18 protein-coding genes and 2 tRNA genes are annotated in these 20,871 nt (G+C 68.1%); 10 read left to right on the plus strand and 10 right to left on the minus strand.

Going from position 1 to position 20,871, the window contains the following annotated elements; genetic code table 11:
• Positions 1 to 108 precede the first annotated feature (108 nt).
• Positions 109 to 360: a hypothetical protein gene (locus QHF89_RS01260; RefSeq protein WP_136930410.1), complete on the minus strand. Its 252-nt coding sequence runs from the start codon at positions 358 to 360 to the stop codon at positions 109 to 111.
• Positions 361 to 509: 149 nt separating this feature from the next.
• Here QHF89_RS01260 and QHF89_RS01265 point away from each other — a divergent pair, with 149 nt between their 5' ends.
• From QHF89_RS01265 to QHF89_RS01280, 4 genes are all read left to right on the plus strand, one after another.
• Entirely contained in the window at positions 510 to 1,118 is a 609-nt protein-coding gene (locus tag QHF89_RS01265) for a 2-hydroxychromene-2-carboxylate isomerase (RefSeq protein WP_136965251.1), read from the plus strand.
• Between the two features lie 62 nt (positions 1,119 to 1,180).
• Positions 1,181 to 1,519: a hypothetical protein gene (locus QHF89_RS01270; protein WP_136965252.1), complete on the plus strand. Its 339-nt coding sequence runs from the start codon at positions 1,181 to 1,183 to the stop codon at positions 1,517 to 1,519.
• Positions 1,520 to 1,618: 99 nt separating this feature from the next.
• The gene (locus QHF89_RS01275) at positions 1,619 to 2,737 is read left to right on the plus strand and encodes a D-alanine--D-alanine ligase family protein (protein ID WP_136965253.1); all 1,119 of its coding nucleotides are present in this window, start codon (positions 1,619 to 1,621) and stop codon (positions 2,735 to 2,737) included.
• A 2-nt stretch (positions 2,738 to 2,739) separates the two neighbouring features.
• Positions 2,740 to 3,774, plus strand: coding sequence for a zinc-binding dehydrogenase (locus tag QHF89_RS01280; RefSeq protein ID WP_136965254.1), 1,035 nt, complete (start codon positions 2,740 to 2,742; stop codon positions 3,772 to 3,774).
• Here QHF89_RS01280 and QHF89_RS01285 read toward each other — a convergent pair.
• Together QHF89_RS01285 and QHF89_RS01290 are read right to left on the minus strand one after the other, a co-directional pair.
• Entirely contained in the window at positions 3,771 to 4,727 is a 957-nt protein-coding gene (locus tag QHF89_RS01285) for a GHMP family kinase ATP-binding protein (RefSeq protein ID WP_232379643.1), read from the minus strand. The two genes, QHF89_RS01280 and QHF89_RS01285, sit on opposite strands and share 4 nt — an antisense overlap.
• A gap of 216 nt (positions 4,728 to 4,943) precedes the next feature.
• The gene (locus QHF89_RS01290; protein WP_136930404.1) at positions 4,944 to 5,345 is read right to left on the minus strand and encodes a hypothetical protein; all 402 of its coding nucleotides are present in this window, start codon (positions 5,343 to 5,345) and stop codon (positions 4,944 to 4,946) included.
• Positions 5,346 to 5,592: 247 nt separating this feature from the next.
• Here QHF89_RS01290 and QHF89_RS01295 point away from each other — a divergent pair, with 247 nt between their 5' ends.
• From QHF89_RS01295 to QHF89_RS01310, 4 genes are all read left to right on the plus strand, one after another.
• Positions 5,593 to 7,221 (plus strand): SulP family inorganic anion transporter, encoded by a 1,629-nt coding sequence (locus tag QHF89_RS01295; RefSeq protein ID WP_284719889.1) that lies wholly within the window; start codon positions 5,593 to 5,595, stop codon positions 7,219 to 7,221.
• A 257-nt stretch (positions 7,222 to 7,478) separates the two neighbouring features.
• Positions 7,479 to 9,734 carry an ATP-binding domain-containing protein gene (locus QHF89_RS01300; RefSeq protein ID WP_136965255.1) on the plus strand — a complete coding sequence of 752 codons (2,256 nt, stop codon included), beginning with the start codon at positions 7,479 to 7,481 and terminating at the stop codon, positions 9,732 to 9,734.
• A 123-nt stretch (positions 9,735 to 9,857) separates the two neighbouring features.
• Positions 9,858 to 9,934 (plus strand) — tRNA-Met (locus QHF89_RS01305).
• 68 nt (positions 9,935 to 10,002) lie between these two features.
• Positions 10,003 to 10,079: transfer RNA gene (locus QHF89_RS01310), tRNA-Met, on the plus strand.
• Between the two features lie 87 nt (positions 10,080 to 10,166).
• Here QHF89_RS01310 and QHF89_RS01315 read toward each other — a convergent pair.
• A complete protein-coding gene (locus tag QHF89_RS01315) occupies positions 10,167 to 11,039 on the minus strand; it encodes a S66 peptidase family protein (RefSeq protein ID WP_136965256.1) in 873 nt (290 codons plus the stop codon).
• A 43-nt stretch (positions 11,040 to 11,082) separates the two neighbouring features.
• Positions 11,083 to 11,532, minus strand: a complete 450-nt coding sequence (locus QHF89_RS01320) for a hypothetical protein (protein ID WP_136965257.1) — start codon at positions 11,530 to 11,532, stop codon at positions 11,083 to 11,085.
• 60 nt (positions 11,533 to 11,592) lie between these two features.
• On the opposite strand from QHF89_RS01320, the gene QHF89_RS01325 reads away from it, so the two are divergent.
• A complete protein-coding gene (locus QHF89_RS01325; protein WP_136930399.1) occupies positions 11,593 to 12,063 on the plus strand; it encodes a hypothetical protein in 471 nt (156 codons plus the stop codon).
• 19 nt (positions 12,064 to 12,082) lie between these two features.
• Here QHF89_RS01325 and QHF89_RS01330 read toward each other — a convergent pair whose 3' ends face one another.
• Genes QHF89_RS01330 through QHF89_RS01350 form a run of 5 tightly spaced genes read right to left on the minus strand, consistent with a single transcriptional unit; the run spans position 12,083 to position 19,344 of the window.
• Positions 12,083 to 12,484 carry a DUF4150 domain-containing protein gene (locus QHF89_RS01330; RefSeq protein WP_136930398.1) on the minus strand — a complete coding sequence of 134 codons (402 nt, stop codon included), beginning with the start codon at positions 12,482 to 12,484 and terminating at the stop codon, positions 12,083 to 12,085.
• A gap of 17 nt (positions 12,485 to 12,501) precedes the next feature.
• Entirely contained in the window at positions 12,502 to 13,152 is a 651-nt protein-coding gene (locus QHF89_RS01335) for a DUF3540 domain-containing protein (protein ID WP_136965258.1), read from the minus strand.
• The gene (locus QHF89_RS01340) at positions 13,145 to 14,227 is read right to left on the minus strand and encodes a pentapeptide repeat-containing protein (RefSeq protein WP_136965259.1); all 1,083 of its coding nucleotides are present in this window, start codon (positions 14,225 to 14,227) and stop codon (positions 13,145 to 13,147) included. The genes QHF89_RS01335 and QHF89_RS01340 overlap by 8 nt, the downstream gene beginning before the upstream one ends.
• Complete coding sequence (locus QHF89_RS01345) at positions 14,208 to 16,862, minus strand: DUF2169 family type VI secretion system accessory protein (protein ID WP_136965260.1); 2,655 nt, start codon at positions 16,860 to 16,862, stop codon at positions 14,208 to 14,210. The genes QHF89_RS01340 and QHF89_RS01345 overlap by 20 nt, the downstream gene beginning before the upstream one ends.
• Before the next feature lie 25 nt (positions 16,863 to 16,887).
• Positions 16,888 to 19,344, minus strand: coding sequence for a type VI secretion system Vgr family protein (locus QHF89_RS01350; RefSeq protein WP_284719890.1), 2,457 nt, complete (start codon positions 19,342 to 19,344; stop codon positions 16,888 to 16,890).
• 161 nt (positions 19,345 to 19,505) lie between these two features.
• Here QHF89_RS01350 and QHF89_RS01355 point away from each other — a divergent pair, with 161 nt between their 5' ends.
• A complete protein-coding gene (locus tag QHF89_RS01355; RefSeq protein ID WP_136965261.1) occupies positions 19,506 to 20,822 on the plus strand; it encodes an amidohydrolase in 1,317 nt (438 codons plus the stop codon).
• The last annotated feature ends 49 nt before the right edge of the window (positions 20,823 to 20,871 follow it).

Genomic DNA, 20,871 nt, shown 5'->3' on the forward strand with positions numbered 1-20,871 from the left:
TCTGCGCGGGCGGGCGTAGATGGGCCCGCGCGGAGGCGCTTGCGTGACGATGCGAGGGGATGTCGGGGGAGAGGGGCGGGGGTGGGGCGTCGTCCGGAAGGTCGCGGCTCAGAGCGCTTCGACGGACTTCAGCAGCTCGTTCACGAACTGCACGCGCGGGCGGATCAGCTTGTCGCGCATCCCCGTCTGCCGGACCTTGATCAGGCCGTACTGGTTGCCGATGTCGTTGCCGAGCAACGCATCGTCCGTGAACGTGTAGCCGTAGTCCTGGGACTTTTCCTTCTTGGGCTCCGCGTACGCCGCGCTCGTAAAGAGGGTCGCGCCGAGGGTCGCAAGGGTCAGGATCATCATCTTTCGCATCGTCGTGCCTCCGTTCGCTCCTTCCGACACGGCGCCCTCGCGCGGCTTTGGGCCCGGATCGCGGACGGAACAATTTTCGGTTGAGCCCCGCGTGAAGCTCGGTCGAAGCTCGTATCCCTGAGGCCACGCGCCTCGCGCCCCGAGCCCCCATGAAGCGCGTCGAGTTCTTTTTCGATTTTTCGAGCCCCTTCGCGTACCTCGCCTCCACGCAGATCGAGGCCCTCACGGCGCGGAAGGGCGCCTCGCTCGTGTATCGGCCCTTCCTGCTCGGCGCGCTCTTCAAGGCGATCGGTACACCCAACGTCCCGCTCTTCGCGATGCCCGCGCCGAAGCGAAGGCTCGTGACGGCCGACCTTCATCGCTGGGCGGATCACTGGGGCGTGCCGTTCCGGTTCGCCTCGCGGTTCCCCATGAATACGGTCAAGCCCCTGCGGATGGTGCTCGCGACGCCGGAGGATCACGTCGCCGCCTTCGTGAACGCCGTGTACCGCGCATATTGGGTCGAGGATCGCGACATCTCCGCGGACGAGGTCCTCGCCGACATCGCGGCCTCCGTGGGGCTCGACGGCGCGGCCCTCGTCGCAGCGACGACGGACGAGCGGATGAAACAGGGCCTCAAGGACGTTACAGAGCAGGCCGAGCGGATCGGCGTCTGCGGGGCGCCGAGTTTCCTCGTCGGCGACCTCTTGTTTTGGGGTCAGGACCGGCTGCTCTTCGTGGAGAAGGCGCTCGATGGTTGGCGTCCCAAAGACCCGTGAAGGCCGCGGCTGCCCGGTGGAAAGTCGAGTCTCGATCGTGGGAATCCTGTAAGATGGTGGCCATGCGTGCGCGGTTTCTGTCTTCCCTCCTGACCCTCGCTGCCGCGTCGGCGGGCCTCGTGGCCACGTCAAGTGTCGCCCGCGCAGACACGAACGACGCGCCTTCGGCCGGCGAGCCGCGCGAGATCGGCGTGGGGATGTACTTCGTCGCCACGGAAGACGTGAACCTGCGCGACGCCGCGCTCAGCAAAGGCGCGCGCATCCACGTCACGCGTGTCGGCCTGCAGAAGGGCCGCGTGGCCACGGTGGACGTGGAGCTCGCGGATGGCTACGTCCTCAAGCGCGTCGCGGTCGACGCGATCCGCAAGGCGTTCGTCCTCGCCGACGAGTCCCGGGACTAGCGAGCTCGACCGCGGATCGCCCGCTGGATCCTGCGTGGATCGGGGCTCCTCGGCCGGATGTTTCACCGGGCCCGGGCACCCTGCTAGGGTGCGGCCTTCATGAGCGCCCCGCGCAAGCTCCGTGTCGCCGTGCTCTTCGGCGGTCGCTCTGCCGAGCACGAGATCTCCCTCCTTTCGGCCCGCAACGTCGTCGAGGCCCTCGACCGGGATCGCTTCGAGCCCGTCCTCATCGGCATCGACAAGACGGGCCGATGGCTCTTGCAGGAAGAAGCGCTCCTCCTCGGCGCCTCGCGCGATCCGCGCCTCGCGCGCCTCAACCAGTCGGCCCCGGACGTCGCGCTCCTCGCGCACCCGAGCCCGACCGGCGACGCCGCGCTCACGGTCGGCGGCGCGGCGCAGGCGATCGACGTGGTCTTCCCCGTGCTGCACGGCCCCATGGGCGAGGATGGCTCCGTGCAGGGCTTGCTCGAGCTCGCGGGCGTGCCGTACGTCGGCTCCGGCGTGCTCGGCTCGGCCGTGGGCATGGACAAGGACGTGATGAAGCGCCTGCTCGCGCAGGACGAGCTGCCTCTCGTCCCCTACGAGACCGTGCGCCGCCTCGCGTGGGAGCGTGAGCCGAGCGAAGTCCTCGCGCGCTGCGAAAGGCTCGCGCTCCCGCTCTTCGTCAAACCCGCGAACCTCGGCTCGTCGGTCGGCGTGACGAAGGTGAAGACGTATGAAGCGCTCGCCGACGCGATCAGCCTCGCGTTCGAGTACGACACCAAGATCGTCGTGGAGCAAGGCGTCGAAGGCGCGCGCGAGATCGAGTGCGCCGTCCTCGGCGACGAGGAGCCCATCGTGAGCATCCCGGGCGAGATCGTGGTCGATCACCCGGACGGGTTTTACTCGTACGCCGCCAAGTACATCGACGAGCGCGGCGTCACCACGCGCGTCCCGGCCGACCTCACCGACGCCGAGACGCGCGCCGTGCAGCTCCTCGCGCTGCGCACCTTCCGGGTCCTCGAAGCCTCCGGGCTCGCGCGGATCGACCTCTTCATGTCGAAGAGCGGCGAAGTCTACGTGAACGAGATCAACACGCTGCCCGGCTTCACCTCGATCTCGATGTACCCGAAGCTGTGGGAGGCGAGCGGCATCCCGCCGCGTGAGCTCGTCGCGCGCCTCATCGACCTCGCGCTCGGGCGGGCGGAGCGGCGTCGCAAGCTGAAGACGTCGACCTGACCATGCGCGCCGTCGTTCTTCGCGAGGTCGGCGGACCGGACAAACTCGTCCTGTCCCCGAACACCCCGAACCCCGTCCCCGCGGCCGACGAGGTCCTCGTCCGCGTCCGCGCCTCGGCCGTGTGCGGCCGTGATCTCATCGATCGTCGCGGCGGCTTCCCGCTCATGAAGCTGCCGACCATCCTCGGCCACGAGTTCGCCGGCGAGATCGAGGCCGTGGGCGACGAAGCGGCGCGCGCCGGGTTTGCCCCGGGAGATCGTGTGGCCAACCTGCACCGGCCCGCCTGCGGCGAATGCCCGCGTTGCGTGGGCGGTGAGGAGTTGCTCTGCGAGCGCGCCCATCAGAGCTTCGGCCACACCGTCGACGGCGCGTACGCCGAGCTCGTCGTCGCGCACCACCGCGCCCTCGTCAAAATCCCTGCGCCCGTGCCGTTCGAGGACGCCTCGACCCTCATGTGCACCGCGGGTGTCGCCTACCAGGCTCTCGCCTCACGCGCGCGCCTCGTCGCGGGCGAGACCGTCGTCATCACGGGCGCGAGCGGCGGCGTGGGCACCGCGGCGATCCAGGTCGCGCGCCACCTCGGCGCCCGCGTCGTCGCCGTGACCGGCAGCCCCGCCAAGGCCGCCGCCCTGGCCGAGCTTGGCGCGCACGAGGTCCTCGTGAGCCCCGACGGCAGGTTCGAGGACGACGTCAAGACACGCCTCGGCGGCCCCGTCGACGTCGCGCTCGAGCTGACCGGCAGCGCCACGTTCGGCTCCGCCTTGAAGTCGCTCCGCCGCGGAGGCCGCTTGGTCGTCGTCGGCAACATCGACCAGGCCAAGGTCTCCATCAAGCTCGGCGCCTTGATCCTTTGGAGTCATACGATCGCTGGGTCGGCCTCCTGCACGCGGCAGGACCTCGAACGCGTGCTCGACCTCGCAGCCTCGGGCGCGCTCCGCGCCGTGATCGATCGAAAGCTCCCGCTCCGGTACGCCGCCGAGGCGCACGCCCTGCTCGAAGCGCGCGCCGTCTTCGGCCGCGTCGTCCTGATCCCCTAGGCCGGCTCGATCCGCACGCCGGGCGCCGAGAGCGCGGGCTTTCGCACGGTCGCAGGGCCCAGCGCGCGCAGAATCTCCCCGTGACGCGCCTCGGGCGCCCACACGAGCACGTGCCCGCCTCCGCCTGCGCCGCACGCGCGGATCACCTCCACGCCGAGCCCTGCGAGCCGATGGCCGAGCTCCGTCGCCAGCGCGCTCGCCGAGGGCGCGCGCCGCACCTTGGCCATCGCGCTCCGGCGCATCCCCGCGAGCGCTCGTCCGAGGGATCCCTCGCGCAGCGCCGCGGCCACCTGCGTCGCGGACTCCACGAGATCCGCCACGTTCGCGAGCGCCGCCGCCGCGTCGACCTGCTCCAGCACCTCGCCCGAGACGCGACGCACGCGCGTGTCGACGAGCAAAAGCCCCGCTTCGAGCTCCGCCGCGAGCGCCTCCTCCGGCGTGACCCGCTCGATCCGCGTGCACCCCGCCTCGCCGAACGTCAGATCGAGCATCCCTCCGCATGCCGCGAAGGTCGCGTCCTGCGCGCCGCACACGATCGAGAGCCCTTCTCGCTCCATCGTCGTCGCCTCGCGCGCGAGCTCCTCCACGGCCGTCACTTCCCCCACGCTCCACCGCAACGCCGACAGCGCGGCCACCGCCGTCGACGCGCTCCCGCCGAGCCCTGCGCCGGGCGCGACATCGGTGTCGATCCGGAGCTTCACGCCGTCCGTCACGCCCGTCCGCGCGAGCGCCGCTTCCAGCAGGCGAAACGCGAGCTCACTCGACGGCGGCTCGTGGCTGCGTCGTGTCGTCGTCTCCTCCGCCACGGGCACTTCGAGCCGCACCCAACCTCGGTCAAACGGCTCCACGAGCGCGCGCACCCGCAGGCCGATCGCGCTGCCCACGACGCGCCCCGGCAGACCCTCCACGAAGGGCGGCAGGTCGCTGCCGCCTCCGGCGAACGAAACACGCATCGGTGCGCTCGCGACGGCGTGCCTTTGCGGGCTGCGTGCGGAGCGGGCGTAGGGCATGGGGACGGCGCAGGTCGTCATGGGGTGCGCGCGGAGGTGCCGCCCCTCAGCGCCCAGCGCCGGCTCGGACGTCCGCGCCGCGCGGTGCAGCACGGACCGCGCCAGGAGGCTTCGGGGACGCGTGCGCACCGGGGTGACACGGCGAGCCCTCGTGCTCGGCTAGTTCAGGACCAGCGGCGTGGACGGCTCGGCCGCCTTCGCTCGCTCTTTGGCCTCGTCGAGGATCCGATCGATCAGCCGGAGCCCTGCGAGGAGCACCTTGCCCTCCTCCTGCTCACCGCCGTCTTGGGCAGCCGACGCGAACACGCGGAGCGACTGCGCATCCTTGCGGATCGTCGAGAGATCCGCGGCGCGCGCGGCCGACGCGATCTGGTCGGCCAGCTCGATCACCGTGTTCGCGTCTCCGAACTCGAAGCCCGTCTTTGCGGCGCGACTGAGCACGCCCGTGAGCTCCACCCGGTACGTCGCGAGCACGAGGAGGAAGAGCGCCTCCCGTTGCCGGAACGAGCGCAGGATCAAGTGGTGGAGGGGAAGCGCGTCATCCGGAAAGGAGCGTTCCATGCATGAAAACCCATAAGCCCAGTGCGCCCCGGTCTCAAGACCGCCGTGGACCCCGGGCATCCCGCGTACTTTGGAACACGGAACCGCCCGCGATTCGCGCCTGCCCGCGTTCTGTGCGATCCTTCGAATTCGGATCAATTTGAGCGCGTGGGACTTCGGCGTTTGCCGGGGTTTGCCGCGTACGCTACTCCCCTGTCGGCCCTTCGGCGGCGGGGAAAACCAAGCCGGATACGGAGCAGAGCAAGCGATGGCCAACGCGAAGACGAGCGGCGCCGGGATGACCCGGCCAAACCTCAGCCCGCTCGCGAACCTCAAATACGACTTGCCCGCGGGCCTCGTCGTGTTCCTCGTAGCGCTGCCGTTGTGCCTCGGCGTCGCGCTCGCCTCGAACGCCCCGCTCTTCGCGGGTCTCACGGCGGGCGTGATCGGCGGGCTCTTGATCCCGCTCATGAGCCGCTCGTCGCTCAGCGTGTGCGGGCCGGCCGCGGGCCTCACGGCGATCGTCCTCGCCGGTATCGACAAGCTCGGCACCTTCGAGAACTTCCTCGTCGCCGTGGTCCTCGGCGGGGTCTTGCAGATCGTCCTCGGCGTCGCGCGCCTCGGCACGGCCGTCTACCTCATCCCCTCGTCCGTCATCAAAGGGATGCTCGCTGCGATCGGCCTGATCCTGATCCTCAAGCAGTTCCCGCACGCCGTCGGGTACGACCTCGATCAGGAGGGCTCCGAGCAGTTCGTGGTCTCCGCGGAGGAGAACACGTTCACGATGATCCTCCACGCCTTCGGCCGTCTCGAGCGTGGCGCGCTCGTGATCAGCGCGGTCTCGATGGGCATCCTCGTCTTGTGGGAGAAGACCGAGCGGCTGCGCAAGCTCTCGTGGCTCCCGGGCGCGCTCGTCGTCGTCCTCGTCGGCACCGGGCTCAACATCCTGTTCCGCAAGGCTGGCTTGCCCATCGCGCTCGAACAGACGCACCTCGTCACGTTGCCCGCCTATGACGGCGTGAGCGGCGCGCTCGGCCAGCTCCGCACGCCCACCTTCGCCGCGTTCACGAACCCGCAGGTCTACGTCGTCGCGTTGACGATCGGCATCGTCGCGAGCCTCGAAACGCTGCTCAGCATCGAGGCCGTCGACAAGCTCGATCCCTGGAAACGCAACACCCCGCTCGACCGTGAACTCATCGCGCAGGGCATCGGCAACGCGGCGAGCGGCCTGCTCGGCGGTTTGCCCGTGACGAGCGTGATCGTCCGCTCCAGCGCCAACATCAACGCCGGCGGACGGACGCGGGCGGCGACGGCCTTCCACGGGCTCTTCTTGCTGCTCGCCGTCCTCTTCATTGGCCGGTTCCTGAACATGATCCCGCTCGCGTGCCTCGCGTCGATCCTGCTCATGACCGGCTACAAGCTGGCCAAGCCCGAGCTCTTCAAGAAGATGTACAAGCTCGGCTGGGATCAGCTCATCCCGTTCGTCTTCACCATCTCCGCCATCCTCCTCACGGACCTCCTGCGCGGCATCCTCGCGGGCATCGTCGTCGGCGTCGGCTTCGTGCTGCGCAGCCACATGCGCGCGGCCTTCACCGTCGCGAAGGAGGGCAAGAAGCGCGTGATCACGTTCAAGAAGGACGTCTCTTTCCTGAACAAGGCGACGTTCATCGGCGTGCTCAAGCGCATCCCCGACGGCTCGTCCGTCATCATCGACGGCACCCGCGCCGAGTTCATCGATCAGGACATCATCGAGGTGATCGAGGACTTCCAGCTCTCTGCGGCGCTCCGCGGCATCCACGTCGAGGTGCGCGACGTCCGCACGAAAGAGAACGCGCGCCGGGCCACGATGGCCTCGGTCTCCGAGCCGAGCCAGGCGCACGCCGAAGCGCGCACCTGACGCGCGCCGCTCCTTCCGCTGCCCGCCCGGACGGCCGAACCGGTCCACCCGAGCGACGCGCTCTCCCCCCGACAAACTCTTGCGCGGCCCGAAAGGATGGGTCAAAACGCGCGGTCGCCTCGCGGCCGAGGGACGTTTTCCGCGACATCCGCGAGGTCTGCCGTCCGTCCACCGGTCCTCCGGGCCGCGACGGATGGAAATGGAAATCGAGGGGCAAACTCCCTCCCAACCCCGCTCCGCGCGCTACGTAATCCACCGTGACCGCCAAGCAGACGACCGCGCAGCCGCTTCGCCCCGAGCCGAGCTCGGGCAACTCCCACAGCAGCCCGCAGCCGGACGGCGCGGACGAGCTCGCGATCGTTCGCGAAGAGCAAGCGCTCCTCGATCGCGTGCGCGACCACCTCGCGACGGTGAAGCCCTCGCGCCCGCCGCCCACGGAGGACTACGAGTCGCAGATGATCTCGCTGCGTGATCAGATCGCGGCGAGCCGCCTCGAAGATGTCCCTGCGCTCGTGCAGCAGATGGAGCGCATCGCGGGCGTCGCCGCGCGCCGCGCCGAGGTCGTCACCGAGCCCGTCGACCCGCGCTCGCCCTACTTCGGCCACCTTCGCCTCCGCGAGCGCGACAAGCAGGACCGCGACGTCCTCATCGGCCGCACGACGCACGTCGACGCCAAGGCCGGCGTGCGGATCGTCGATTGGCGCCACGCGCCCGTGAGCCAGCTTTATTACCGCTACGAGGAAGGCGCGGAGTACGAGGAGACCTTCGGCGACCGCGAGGTCGAGGGCAAGGTCCTCGCCCGGCGCACCGTCACCATCGAGGACGGCGAGCTCTATCGCATCGCCTCACCGCAAGGCGTCTTCGTGCGTGTCGAGGGCGGGTATCGCCGCCTCGATAGCCGCGCCGTCGTGCTCGCGGGGGGCCAGGGCAAGGCCGTTCGCCCCGAGGACATGCGCGGCGCGCTCGGCACGGGCGCGAGCTTCGCGGCGAAGGAGGATCGGCACCTGCCCGAGATCGCCGCGCTCCTCGACCCGCGCCAGTTCGAGCTGATCTCGCGGCCCGACGCGGGCATCGTGGTCATCCAGGGCGGCGCGGGCAGCGGCAAGACGACCATCGGCGTCCACCGCATGGCCTTCCTCGCCTTCAACAACCGCTCCCGCTTCTCGGCCGACAAGATGCTTGTCATCGTCGGCAGCCCTGCGCTCCGGGCGTACATCAGCGAGGTCTTGCCTGCGCTCGGCATCGGCGAGGTCCAGGTCGAGACCTTCGCCGAGTGGGCGCGCGCTGCGCGCACGCGCGCCTTCCCGTGGCTCGAAGTGCCGGTCGAGGAGAACACGCCGAGCGCGGTCACGCGGTACAAGACGCACCCGGCGCTCCTGCGCCTGCTCGAAGAGCGCGCCGCTGCGTACGGGCAGGACCTCACGACCCGCAAGGACTCGCGCGGCATCCTCTGGTTCTGGGCCGATCTTCTCACCGACAAGGAGAGCATCGAGAAGGCGTTCATCGCGGCGAACGATCCCGAGTTCGGCCTCGACAAGGTCCGCCAGGCGTGGCGCTGGTGCGCCGAGCGTTGCCCCGCGGTCCTCGATCGCGACCCCGGCGATCGCGCCGAGCGCAAGGCTGCGCTCGCCGACGAGCCCATCGCCGACGAGCCCGAGGAAGAGCGCCTCGGCGCCGACGACAGGCCCATCGAAGAGGACGAGCGCGCGCTGCTCGATCCCGAGGACGACGCGCTCCTCTTGCGCGCCTACCAGGTCATCAAGGGCGACCTCAAGAAGGGCAAACAGCCCTACGTCTTCGAGCACCTCTTCGTCGACGAGGCGCAGGACCTCGCGCCCTTGGATCTCGCGGTCCTGCTCGGCGTCGTCTCCAAGCAGAAGTCGGTGACGCTCGCGGGTGACACCGCGCAGCGCCTCTTCATGGACTCGGGCTTCCGCGACTGGAGCCGCGTCCTCGAAGACCTCGGCCTCGACTCGGTCAACATCGAGCCTCTGCGCATCGCGTATCGCTCGACGCGTGAGGTCCTCGCGGTCGCGCGTGACATCCTCGGCCCGCTCGCCGATCCCACGCCGCCCCTCGCGCCGCGCACGGGTGCGCCTGTCGAGCACCACCATTTCCCGAGCCAAGGCGCGGCCGTCGCGTTCCTCGCGGACTCGATTCGCCCGCTCTTCACGCGCGAGCCGCGCGCCACGCTGGCGATCCTCGCGCGCCACCCCGAGCAGGCGGACGCGTACTACGAGGCGCTCAAGATGGCCGAGATCCCGAGCCTTCGCCGTGTGCGCGCGTTCGACTTCCTCTTTCGGCCGGGTGTCGACGTCACCGAGATCCGGCAGGTGAAAGGCCTCGAGTACGACTATGTCGTGCTCGTCGACGTGAACCACTCGACGTACCCGGCGGATGACGAGTCGCGACACCTCCTGCACATCGGGGCGACGCGCGCGGCGCATCAGCTCTGGGTGGTCTCGACGGCCAAGCCGAGCCCGCTCGTGCCGGCGTGGCTGCTCAATGCCTGACGGGGACCCCGGAAAAACGGCCTTCCCGCGCGAAGCGTGATCGAACGGTCACGAGGGGCTTGACTCCTGCACGGACAGGAGTAGGTTCCGACCCGTCGTCGCCGCTTCGTTTGGCGAACATGACGCGCGGTGGAGCAGCCTGGTAGCTCGTCGGGCTCATAACCCGAAGGTCGTAGGTTCAAATCCTACCCGCGCAACCAGCGGAGCGTGGGGACAGCCGTAGTCGCTGTCCTCCACGCTCAGTTGTTTTGTAGAGGAAACACAATGACGCGCGGTGGAGCAGCCTGGTAGCTCGTCGGGCTCATAACCCGAAGGTCGTAGGTTCAAATCCTGCCCGCGCAACCAAGTCCGAAAACCGGAAAGCAAGGGGCCGACTCGAATGGGTCGGCCCTTTTGCTTTTGTGGCTTCGGATCTCACAGTCGGCCCGGGGTTCAGACCGGTCGCGCTTGCGACAGCCCGCCCGGCCCGAGCGTCCCTTCCGCGCCGACGCAAAACGCCAGATTGCGTTTGTCATGGCCGAGCGTCAGCCGGGACCATACGGGCAGCCCCAGCGGCTCCAGCGCCTCGCGCAGCACGTCCGTGAGCTCGTAACGCGCGCCCTCCGGCGGGTCGCATTTCACGAAATCGCCGAGCGCGATCCCCACCGCCCCGTCGAGCGCCCCGCTCAGGCGGAGCTGCATGATCAGCCGATCGATCCGGTAGGGCACCTCCGTCACCTCTTCCAGCACCACGATCGCCCCCCGCGCGCCGAGCGCCCACGGCGTCCCGGCGAGGCTCGCGAGCACGCACAGGTTTCCCCCGACGACCCGCCCGCGCACCTCTTCCTTCGGCCCCGCGAAATGCTGCGCCGCAATGGGCGCGACCTCATTGCCTTCCAGCATGGCCCGGATTCGCTCGCGTGTCGCGTCGTCCACCTTCGTCGCGATCGTCTCCAGCATCGGCCCGTGCACGAGGTGCCCCCCGCGCGACTTCACGAGCGCCGCAAAAAGCGCTGTCGCGTCCGAGCAGCCGATCACCGGCCGCCCGTCGAGCCCCTCGGGCAGGCTCGGCAGGCAATGCACGCACCCGTAGCCGCCTCGCGCGAGCCACACCGCGTCGATTCCCTCGGCCGTCAGCGCCCACAAGAGATCCTGCGTCCGCACCTCGGCCGTGCCCGCGGTGAAATGGTGTTGTTTTTCCAGATTCGGAGCGAGAAGGACCTCGTAGCCCCAGCTCTTCACGAGCGACGCGCCGGCTGCGACGCCGGCGAGCTGCGGGATGCCTGCGGGGGCGACGACGGCGACGGTCGCGTTTCGTTTCAGCACGAGCGCATCATGCGCCGGCTCGATTGTGCGGCCAAGCCAAATGCTAAATCGAGCGGCACGCGAAGATGTGCTCGACCGCGTCGACGAGCATCTGCTCCACGTACTCGTGCGTGATCTCCTTCGGCGCCGCGAAACGCAGCAGATCCATCGGCGGCGGCGCGACCACGAGGTACGCGAGCACCTCCGGGAAGTCGCGCCAGTGGATCACGCAGAAGCCCACGAGATTCGTCCCGCGCGTCTTCGGCACGCCCGAGAGACCGAGGCATAACTCCATGCTCGGCTTTTCGGCGGCCTCGTCGACGGCGATCCACGGTGAATGCCCGGCGCGCTCGAGCTCCCTTTGCACATCCAGCATCGCCGGCCGGATCACGCGCTCGCGCGCCTCGTCGAATTCGCGAAGGAATCGGGCTCCGTCCGCCTCGGACTTTTCTTTCTGCCGCGTCGCATAACGCGCCGCCATGCGCTCGATCCGGAAGCGGTTCTGCTCCTTCATCGCTCGCCGACTATACACGTGGCTAGCGGCGCCGGCCATGGTCCTGATACAGTCTCGCCCGTGGACCTTCCCACTCCGCCGAATCCTGGCAGGACGACGCAGCTCGTCCTCGGCGCTGTTTTCACGGGCCTCGGCGTGCTCCTCCTCCTCGCCGGCCTCGCGCAGCTCCTCTTCTTCTGGAACGGCACGCCGCGGGGCCTCACGATCGAGCCCATCGTCCTGCCCATGGGCCTCATCCTCACGGTCGTCGGCGCGCGTTTCCTCGTCCGCGAGCTCGGCGCCCGCTGGCTCGCCAAGAACGGCCTCGACGCGCAGGCCGAGGTCCTCCGCGTCGATCACACGGGCGAAGTCGTCGATCGCCAGCAGGTCGTCTGCAAGGTCGGCCTGCGCGTGCACCTGCCCGGCCAGCCGCCGTACGACGTCTCCATTCGGTGGCTCATGGGCCCGTACGACGGCCTGCGCCTCATCCCTGGCAAATATGTGAACGTGAAGGTGAGCCCGAAGGATCGGATGCACGTCGCGCCCGCGTGAGCGCAGCACTCCGCGTCTTTCAGGGCCCGAGGCTCAGCACCGTCGGCTGGCTCGGCACGATCCGCATGCCGGGGCAATTCGTGCTGTTTTGGATCGACATGCTCGTCATCTTCGTGACGGGCATTCCGCCGACGAGCACGGTGAACGACCCGGTCACGTGACGCACCGGCCCCATCACCATCCCCGACGCCACGCCCGTCGCGATTCCTGGGTTATCGCCCACGCTCATCGTGATCGGCGTCGCCATGTTGTGCGTCGGTGTGCACATCGTGAGCACGTTCCACACCGGCGGACAGGCCATCGGCCCGAATCCCATGTTCGGATAAGGAATCGGCACCGGGGCCGGCGCGGGCGGCACGGGCGTGAGGCACACGTCCGGGAAGCCCATGTTCATGCCCATCATCTGCGTATTGACGAACATTGGACGAGCCCTCCTTTTCAGCCGAGATGCACCTGATCGGCGTTCACCTTCACGAGGTCCGTCGCCGTCACGAGCGTGTTTTCGCCCCGGAGGTGCGCATTGCCCTGCGCTGCCCAGTCGATGTGCTGCGCGCGCACCTGATCGATCTCCTCGACCGTCCGGTACGAGCGCTTCACCCGCTGGCTGAATCGATCGAGCGTCGCGTCGAACGTCGACGCCAGCATCTTCACCTTGCCGAGCTCCGCCTTCACCGCGGCGCCCACCACGTCGATCCACTCCGCCGACAAACGCGCCCGCAGCGCCTTCACGGTCACCTCGGAGCCCGTCACGTTCACGGGCGCCGCGGCCACCACGTCGACGCCCTCCTGCGCCGCGATTTCCACCTTCCCGCTCGGCGTGCGCAGTTCGAGATCCCCCTCCACGGCGATCGTCGTCTTCTGCGATTCTTTCCGCTCCAGCACTGCCAGCACGAACGAATCGCCCTCCTCCTCGGTCGCCACGAGGACGCGGTCCCCCGGGGCCGGCGCGACGAGACAACTCGCGGCGCGTTTCGCTTTCACCTCGGCGAGCGCCGTGCGCACAGAAAACCCTTCCGGACCCGCTGAAACGACCTCGCCGAACTCCTGCCACACGGTCTTCGCCGCGAGCTTCCGCGCCGCGTTATGCATCGCCGTCTCCTTTCCAGATCCGCTGGTGCTTGTCTCGCCAAACTTCCGCTTCTGCCAGGTCGGCGTCGTCGCCGAGCGCGCCCGCCCGTCCCAGCGGATACCGCGCGCCCCCGTCCTTCACCCGGTGGAGCCTCGTCCTGTACATCTTCGCGCCCGAGAAATCCGCCCCCTCGATCGACGCGTGCGAAAAATCCGCATACGTGAGATCGCAATTCTTGAAGCTCGCGCCCGGGGCCTTTGCCTCGTGCCAGATCGACATCTCCAGGATCGCGTCATCAAAAGGCACGGCCGGCGCGATCACCTTCGGAAAGAGCGCCTCTTTCAGGTTCGCCCCGCGCGCGTCGACCCCTTCGAGCCGCGCCTCGAAAAAGATCGCATTCTTCGCGTCCGCCCGCGTGAGCTTCGCGCCCTTCAGGTTCGCGCCCTTGAAATTGACCTGCGTGATCTTCGCCTTCTCGAAATTGCACCCTTCGAGGTTCGCGTCATTGAGCTGCGTCAGGTGGAGATCCACGCCCGCGAACGAGTGCCCGGCGAGCTTCGCCTCGGTCAGCACCGTCATTTCGAGCTTCGCGCCGGAGAGCGTCACGCCCACGAGGTCCGCGCGGAAGAGGGCCGTGCGCTTGAGATTCGCGCCCGCGAGGCTCGCGCCCTTGAAGCTCGATTCGAGCAGCGACGCGCGCTCCAGGTTCGCCCCCGCGAGCGTCGCCTCGTCGAAGCAGCTCTTCGAGAAATTCGCGAGCAAGAGCGACGCCGACCCGAGCTCGGCCGCCGTGAAATCACACCCGTTCGCCGTCACGTTGACGAACTCGGCCCCGCCAAGTTTTGCCATGACGAACCGCGTGTTCATCACGGTCGCGTGCCTCCACGTCGCCCCTTCGAGCACCGCGTTCGCGAAATCGCATTGCGTGAACGTCGCCTCGCGCAGGTTCGCGCCCGCGAGGTTCGCGCCGCGGAACGACGTATTCGCGAAGACCGCGCCGCGCAGGTCCGCGCCCGCGAGGTCCTTGCCGCCGAGGTCCGCGCCGTCGAAGAGCTCGCCGCTGCGGACGAGGTTCTCAAGCGTTGCCTTGTCCATCGTCCCCTCGGCTTTGCAGATATCGGAAGTACTTCAGATTCGCGCCCTTGAAGCTCGTCTTCGTATCGCCCACCATCCGCGCCCCGTCGGCCCGGAACAGGTTCGCCTCCTCGAAATTCGCGCCCGCCACCGTGGCCCGCGCGAGCATCGCCGAGAGCAGATCGGCCCCGCGCAGATCCGCATTCGTGAGGTTCGCGCGCTCGAAGCGCGATTCGGGCGCCCGCACGCCCATGAGCTTCGCGCCCGTGAGGTCCGTCTCCGAGAAATCTGCCGTATGCAGGGTCGCGGCCACGAACGTGCTCCCGGCGAGACGCGCGCCCCGTAGATTTGCTCGGGTCATGTCCGCGTCACGGAAATCGGCGTTCGTGAACCGCGTGCCCTTCTCGACCCGCACGACCCGGAGGTTCGTGAGGCTCGCGCGCCGGAAGACCGCCCCGTCCCCCTCCACGTCGAGGAACACCGATTGATCGAGCTTCGCCACCGTGAAGTTCGTCTTCGTGCAATCGACTTCGAGGAAGTTGCATTTCTCCAGCACCGAGCCGGAGAGGTCCGCCCCGGCGAGCGAGACCTTCGAGAACATGAGCTCCTCGGCCTTGCAGCCGGCGAGCTTCGTCCCTTCGAGCTTCGCCTCCGTGAAATCGGTCCGGTCGAGCGTCGCCTTTTCGAGGTTCGCCCGCGTGAGGTTCGCCCGAAAAAAGATGACGCGCGTGACGTTCGTGTTCTCCGAGAAATCGGCCTCCGTGAGGTCCGCGCAACCGAGGTTCGCCTCTTCGAGCCGCGCCCCGCAGAAGATCGCGCCCTTCGCCCGCGCATGCGCGAGGACGGCGCGATGGAGATTCGCCTCGTCGAACCTGCACCCTTCAACGTTCGCTGATTCGAAAAACGACTCCGAGAGATCGGCCTTTCGGAAATCGATGCCCGAGAGGTCCACGCCCGAAAAATCCCGTCCCGCGAGGCTCTCGCCATTCCGCAGCGCTTGCTCCACCTCGGCGCGGACCTTCCGCCCGTCCTCCTCGTCGAGCGGCGGCATGGCCTCCGTCCGGTGCACCGATTGCCGGTAGGCTTCCTTCACTTTCTGCTCGGCGAAGACGAGCTTCTCCTCGATGGAAGGATCGTGGAGCTTCTGAAAGACTTCCTCCGGCATGGGCACGCCCGTCGCCTCGCTGAGGGTCGCGAGCCCGCGCAGCGTTTCGAGCTCCTTTTGCGCGCTGAACTTGGGCGGCCCGAGCGAGCGCCGCTTCTGCCGTTCGAGGACCTCGTCCGGATCGAGCTTCGCGTCCTTGCACGATTGCCGGAACTGCTCCATCGCCTGCTTCTTGAGCGCCTCGCCCTCTTTCTTGGCAGCCTCGACCTTCTCGTCGACGGACTCCATGAAGGCGAGCACGTCGCCCTTGGGCATTTCCTCGCGCGGCGGCAGCTTTTCGGGCAACCTCGGCCCCGGATCGAGGCCCGCGGCGCGGATCTGCTCGTGGGCGCGCTGCAATTCGAGCTCCGCGCGCCGCCGCATGTTCTCTTCGAGCGAGCCCTCGCGTTCGAGCAGGACCTTTGTATCGTCGCTCCCGCTCGGCTTGAGCACGCCCACGCCCTCGGGCAAGAGATCGCTGTCCTTGAGCGCGTGGAGCGGCCCGCGCTCCTTGTCGAGCCGCCGCCGCCGCACCTCCTCGTAATGCGACCGCGGCTTCGCCTCGCCCAACCGTTCGAGGCCCACCATGACCTCGTTCACTTCGAGCTCGTCGTCCGTCGCGACCTGGAAAATGCCACGATAGATCAGCGCGACGCGCTCGACGTGCGGGAAGATCCACACCGTATCGCAGTGCATCGGCACCTCGACGGGCGAAGGCGCGCTGCGCGTCCCGAGGAACGCCCGCGGCAAGAAGCCCGGGAGGGCCGCCTCGATCTTCGGTTTGTTGGGGTGCATGTTCTCCACGACGAACGCCTCGTCGCCGCGGAAATACCCGGGCATCCACTGGTCCTCGGGCGCCACGTTGAAGAAGAGCGGATCGAAATCCTCGGGCAGCTCCGGATACCGCGTCTTCAGCCATTTCTGGCCATAACTGCCGACGCGCTTCGAGCGCGGCTCCCACGTCAGGTCGAGCGGGCCGAAGCCCGCGGGGGGCGGCTCGTCGCCCGGCGATTTGACGAGCCGGTTCGGCCATTCCACGTTCGGCAAGGGATGCACCTTCTTGCCGGCCGCCGTGATCGGCTTCTTGCCCTTGCCCACGGAGTTCCTCGGGTCGCCCTCGCCGCCGAGCGCGTTCTCCCACGAGATCCGCATTCTCGTGTACGGCACGGGCTCGGACGGGCCTGTCGCGCCCCAGGTCCGGTCGCCGACGACGTAGAGCTTCTTGTCGATCCGGCCGAGGGCGAGCCGCACCTGCCGCGCAATCGCGGGCTCGGGGCCCGTGGCAAAACCCTCGCAAAGCACCTCGCCGCGCACCTTCGGCAATCCCTGGTCGAAGACGCTCGTGCCCTCGTCGGTGAACGTCGTGACGAGGTTTCCATCGTTGACGAGCAGGCCCGCGCCCTCGCCGCCGAATTGCAGCATGAAGGTCACGGACAGGCAGCCGCGCCCAGGCAATCCGATCGCCTGGACCCGGACGGACGGGATCAATCCTGCGGGTTTGATCGTGCGCACGTGAATCTCGTCTCGGCGAGCGCGCTCAGTTGATGAGCTGGATCGCGGCGCGCGACATGAACGCCGCGCCCGTGAACACGAGTGTCGGCGTCTGGACCATGAAGACGCCGGCCGACATGAACGCGAACCCCGCCGTGGCCTCGGAGACCTTCATCGGCGTCGCGCGAAGATCGATCACGCTGGAGAACTCGGCCTTGATGCCCGTGGCGAACGTGAAATCGGCCGAGCATTTCACGTCGATGAACACGCCGACCTTCAGGTTGAACTCGGCGGCGAGCGTGAAGTTCGCGTTCGCGTTCGCGTTGAACGTGATCCCCGTGCCGTACGTGATCTCCCGCTTGTCGCTGCCGACGATCTTGAAACTCGTGCCGAGGATGTTCGTCGTCTTGTCGCCGCTGACGGAGCCCGTGTATTTGCCCTCGGTCGTGACGTTGATGTTGCCCTTGGCGAAAATGTCGACGTCGCCGTCCGAGCTCTTCAGCGTCGCTTTCCCCGTGCTCACGTACGACTGCGTGCCCGCGGTCGCCTTCATGTCGATGTTCTGGTTCGTCGTCGCCTTGAAATTGCCCCCGGTCACGCCGACGTTGAAATCGCTGTTGCCGGGCGCGGCGAGCCCCGTGCCGGCGCCGACGTTGAACGAGACGCCGCCGTCCACCGCGACGCCCATGCCGCCCCCGATGCCGATCTTCTGCCCGCCGGCCGTGATCGAGAGGTCCTGCCCCTTCGCGACCGTGATGACCTGACGATCGTTGTAGTTCTCGGTGACGAGCTTCGTGACCGTCTCGGTCTTTACGTCCTCGAACGTCTCGGTGACGGAGCCCTTGACCTTTTCGGTCTTGTTGCCGACCGGTCCGCCGTCGTGATAGCCGACCTCGATGTTCCAGTCGCCGCCCGCGTCGAGCAGGGTCGCGGCGTCGGTGTGGATGATCATCGTGTGGCCGTCGTTGGGCGACCCCATGCGCACGTACGAGTTCGTGTGCGGCGTCGACATCGTGATGCGCTGCTGTCCGGACTTGTCCTCGAGCTCGAGCCGGTTCCGCCCGCCCGTTTGAATCACGTTTTTCGTGTGATTGCCGCTCGTGACCGGGCTCGGCGTGTGCGCGTTCGGCACGACGCCCGAGATGACGGGGCGATCCGGGTCGCCGCCGAGGAAGCTGAAGACGACCTCGGTGTTCCTGCGCAGCGGGAAATGGAACCCCTCCACGCCGCCGCCGTGCGGCTGCATCATGCGAACGAACGTGCTCGCCTTGCCGTCCTTCAGGTTCGTCTCGTCGAACTTGAACTTGACCGAATAACGCCCCTGATCGTCGATCTGCGCGTACTCGCTGTCGGCCGGCCCGTCCACCGTGCCATTCTCGTACCCGTAGATCCGCGGCCATTGCGTGCGCGCCTCCGGCCGGAACTGCGTGCCCTCCGGGATCGCCTCGACCTCGACGAAATACACCTCGTCGTGATCCAGATCGAGCAGTTGCTGGAACGCCGACCCGCTCGCCGCCTGGTTGCCGTGGTGGCGCGCCTCGACCGCGAGGTAACGGGCGTTGAGCGCCGCGCGCGGGTGCTCCTCGATCTCGAAGACGTGCCCGGCGCGCAGGTGCGAGCGCGTGCCGCGGGCCTGGTAGACGACCTCGCGCGCGAGCATCTCCTCGGCCCGGAGCTTCGCCAATCGCTCGCCCGCCGCGGCCGAGAAGAAGCGCTCGCCATACAGGCTCACCTCGCCCGCGCCGTTCGACGCGACCGGCGCCGAGCCGGCGATCGTCAGGTTCGGCCGGGCATAATCATAATCCTTGAGCTTGACCAGCGACGGCAGCGTCCGGTGGCGGCTCGTGAACGCGCGGAACGAGGCCCCGGCGCTCCGGTCCTGCCCCGTCTGCGGGAAATACCGCACGGGCTTGCCGATGATGTCGTCCTCGTACGACGCCCCGTCGCTGATGACGAGCTTCTCGCCGTCCTCGTTGTGGATGAAGTAGTAAAAAATGCCCTCGCGCTCCATCCAGCGCGAGATGAAATCGAGGTCGCTCTCCCGGTACTGGCAGATGTGCTCTTCCGTCTCGTACGAGCCGAGCCGCAGCTCGTAATCGTCGCCGGAGAGGCCATTGTCTTCGAGGATCGACTCGATCACCTCGGGCAGCTTCTTCTTCGTATAGATACGGCTGTGCTTGGACAGGCTGAGCAGCCATAACCGCGGGACGAGCACCGCGCGGACGAGCGAGCGGCCCTCGACCGCGTGCAAGAGCTCCACGCTCGCGAGGATCCCTGCGAACACGAAGGGCGGCAGCTTGTCGTCCGCCCGATCGATCACGAGCTGCGCCTTGGCCCCGATCGCGTCGCCGAGATCCAGCCCGTCGCCCTCTTCCCCTTCGAGCGAGAGGAAAATTTCGAACTCGTACGTCCGTGAGATCGCCTCGACGCCGCGGAATGCGACCACGCGCGTCGTGTCTGGCAGCACGCTCGACGAGATGGTGATGAGGTCGGTCAAAGCCATGGCCCGCGCTCTCCCGGGGATCCCCCCAAAGTCCTCGAAGCGGCATCGAGCGTACCATTGTCCGTCCCATCCCGGGAAGCGCGCCGCGGGCTTTGGGACCAAAAAGAGTCGTTGTAGGATGCGCCACGGCGCGAGCGCGCCCGGAGCCCGGAGGACGAGCCGTGAAGACCCTGATCAAGGACGTGGACATCGTGACCCTCGACGAAAAAGGCACGGTGATCCGGGGCGGCGCCATCGCCATCGACGGCGCGTTTCTCGTGGCCGTCGGCAAAACGCCTGAAGATTTCGCGCCCGACACGACGATCGATGGCACGAACCACGTCGCCGTACCCGGATTTTTCAACGCCCACTGCCACGCGTCGATGTCGCTCGTGCGTGGCTACGCAGAGGACCTGCCACTCGATCGATGGTTCAACGAGCGCGTCTGGGTCGCCGAGTCCGCGCTCGGCCCCGACGAAGTGCGCGTCGGAGCGCAGCTCGCCGCGTGCGAGATGATCCGCTCGGGCACGGTCGCCTTCAATGATCACTACTTCTACATGGACCACGTCGCCGAGGTCGTGGAGGCGTCGGGGCTGCGCGCGTCGCTCACGTGGTGCCAGTTCGGGACGGGCAAGGAGGTCGGCGTGGACCTCGAAGGCGCGCTCGCCTTTGCCGAGCGATGGAACGGCAAAGCAGAGGGCCGCATCCGCGCGATGCTCGGGCCCCACTCGCCCTACGTCTGCCCGCCCGCGTTCCTGCGCGAGATCGCGGCGCTCGCGAAGGAAAAAGGCCTCGGCCTGCACATTCACCTCGCCGAGAGCGAGGAGCAGGTGAGCCGCTCGCTCGCCACGCACGGCGTCACGCCCACGCGGCTGCTCGAAGACACGGGCGTGCTCGACGTGCCCACGATCGCGGCGCACGCGCTCTACCTGAGCGACGACGACGTCGCCATCCTCGCGCGGCGCGGCGCCACCGTCGCGTATTGCCCGATCACGTACATGAAACTCGCGATGGGCCCGGGCGACGTGCCGCGCCTGCTCCGCGCGGGCGTCTCCGTCGCGCTCGGGACCGATGGGCCCGCGTCGAACAACGACATGGACATGAAGGAAGCCGTCCGGTTTCTCACGCTGCTCCAGAAGCTCGCGTGCCGCGACGCGGAGGCCCTCGCGGGCGACGCCTCGTTGCGCGTGGCCACGCAGGCCGGCGCCCGCGCGATGGGTTTTCCCGAGGCGGGCGCGCTCGAAGCCGGACGCGCGGCCGATCTCGTGCTCTTCGATTTCGACAAACCACACCTCGTGCCGCGCCACGACCTCGTGGCGAACCTCGTCCACGCGGCGAAAGGCAGCGACGTGAGCCACGTCTTCGTCGCAGGCAAACTCGTTTACGCGGACGGGACGATCCTGACGCTCGATGAAGAGAAGATCCGCGCCGAGGCCGAGCGCGCGGCATTTCGCATGGTTTCCCGTGATTTGACGGTTCTCCGCGCCTACACCTCCTGAGGGAGGAAGGCCGGAGCGGAATTTCGTGTTGCGCGTCTTTTGCATCGAC

The organism is Polyangium sorediatum (assembly GCF_029946465.1).
In the GTDB taxonomy this organism is placed as follows: Bacteria; Myxococcota_A; Polyangia; order Polyangiales; family Polyangiaceae; genus Polyangium; species Polyangium fumosum.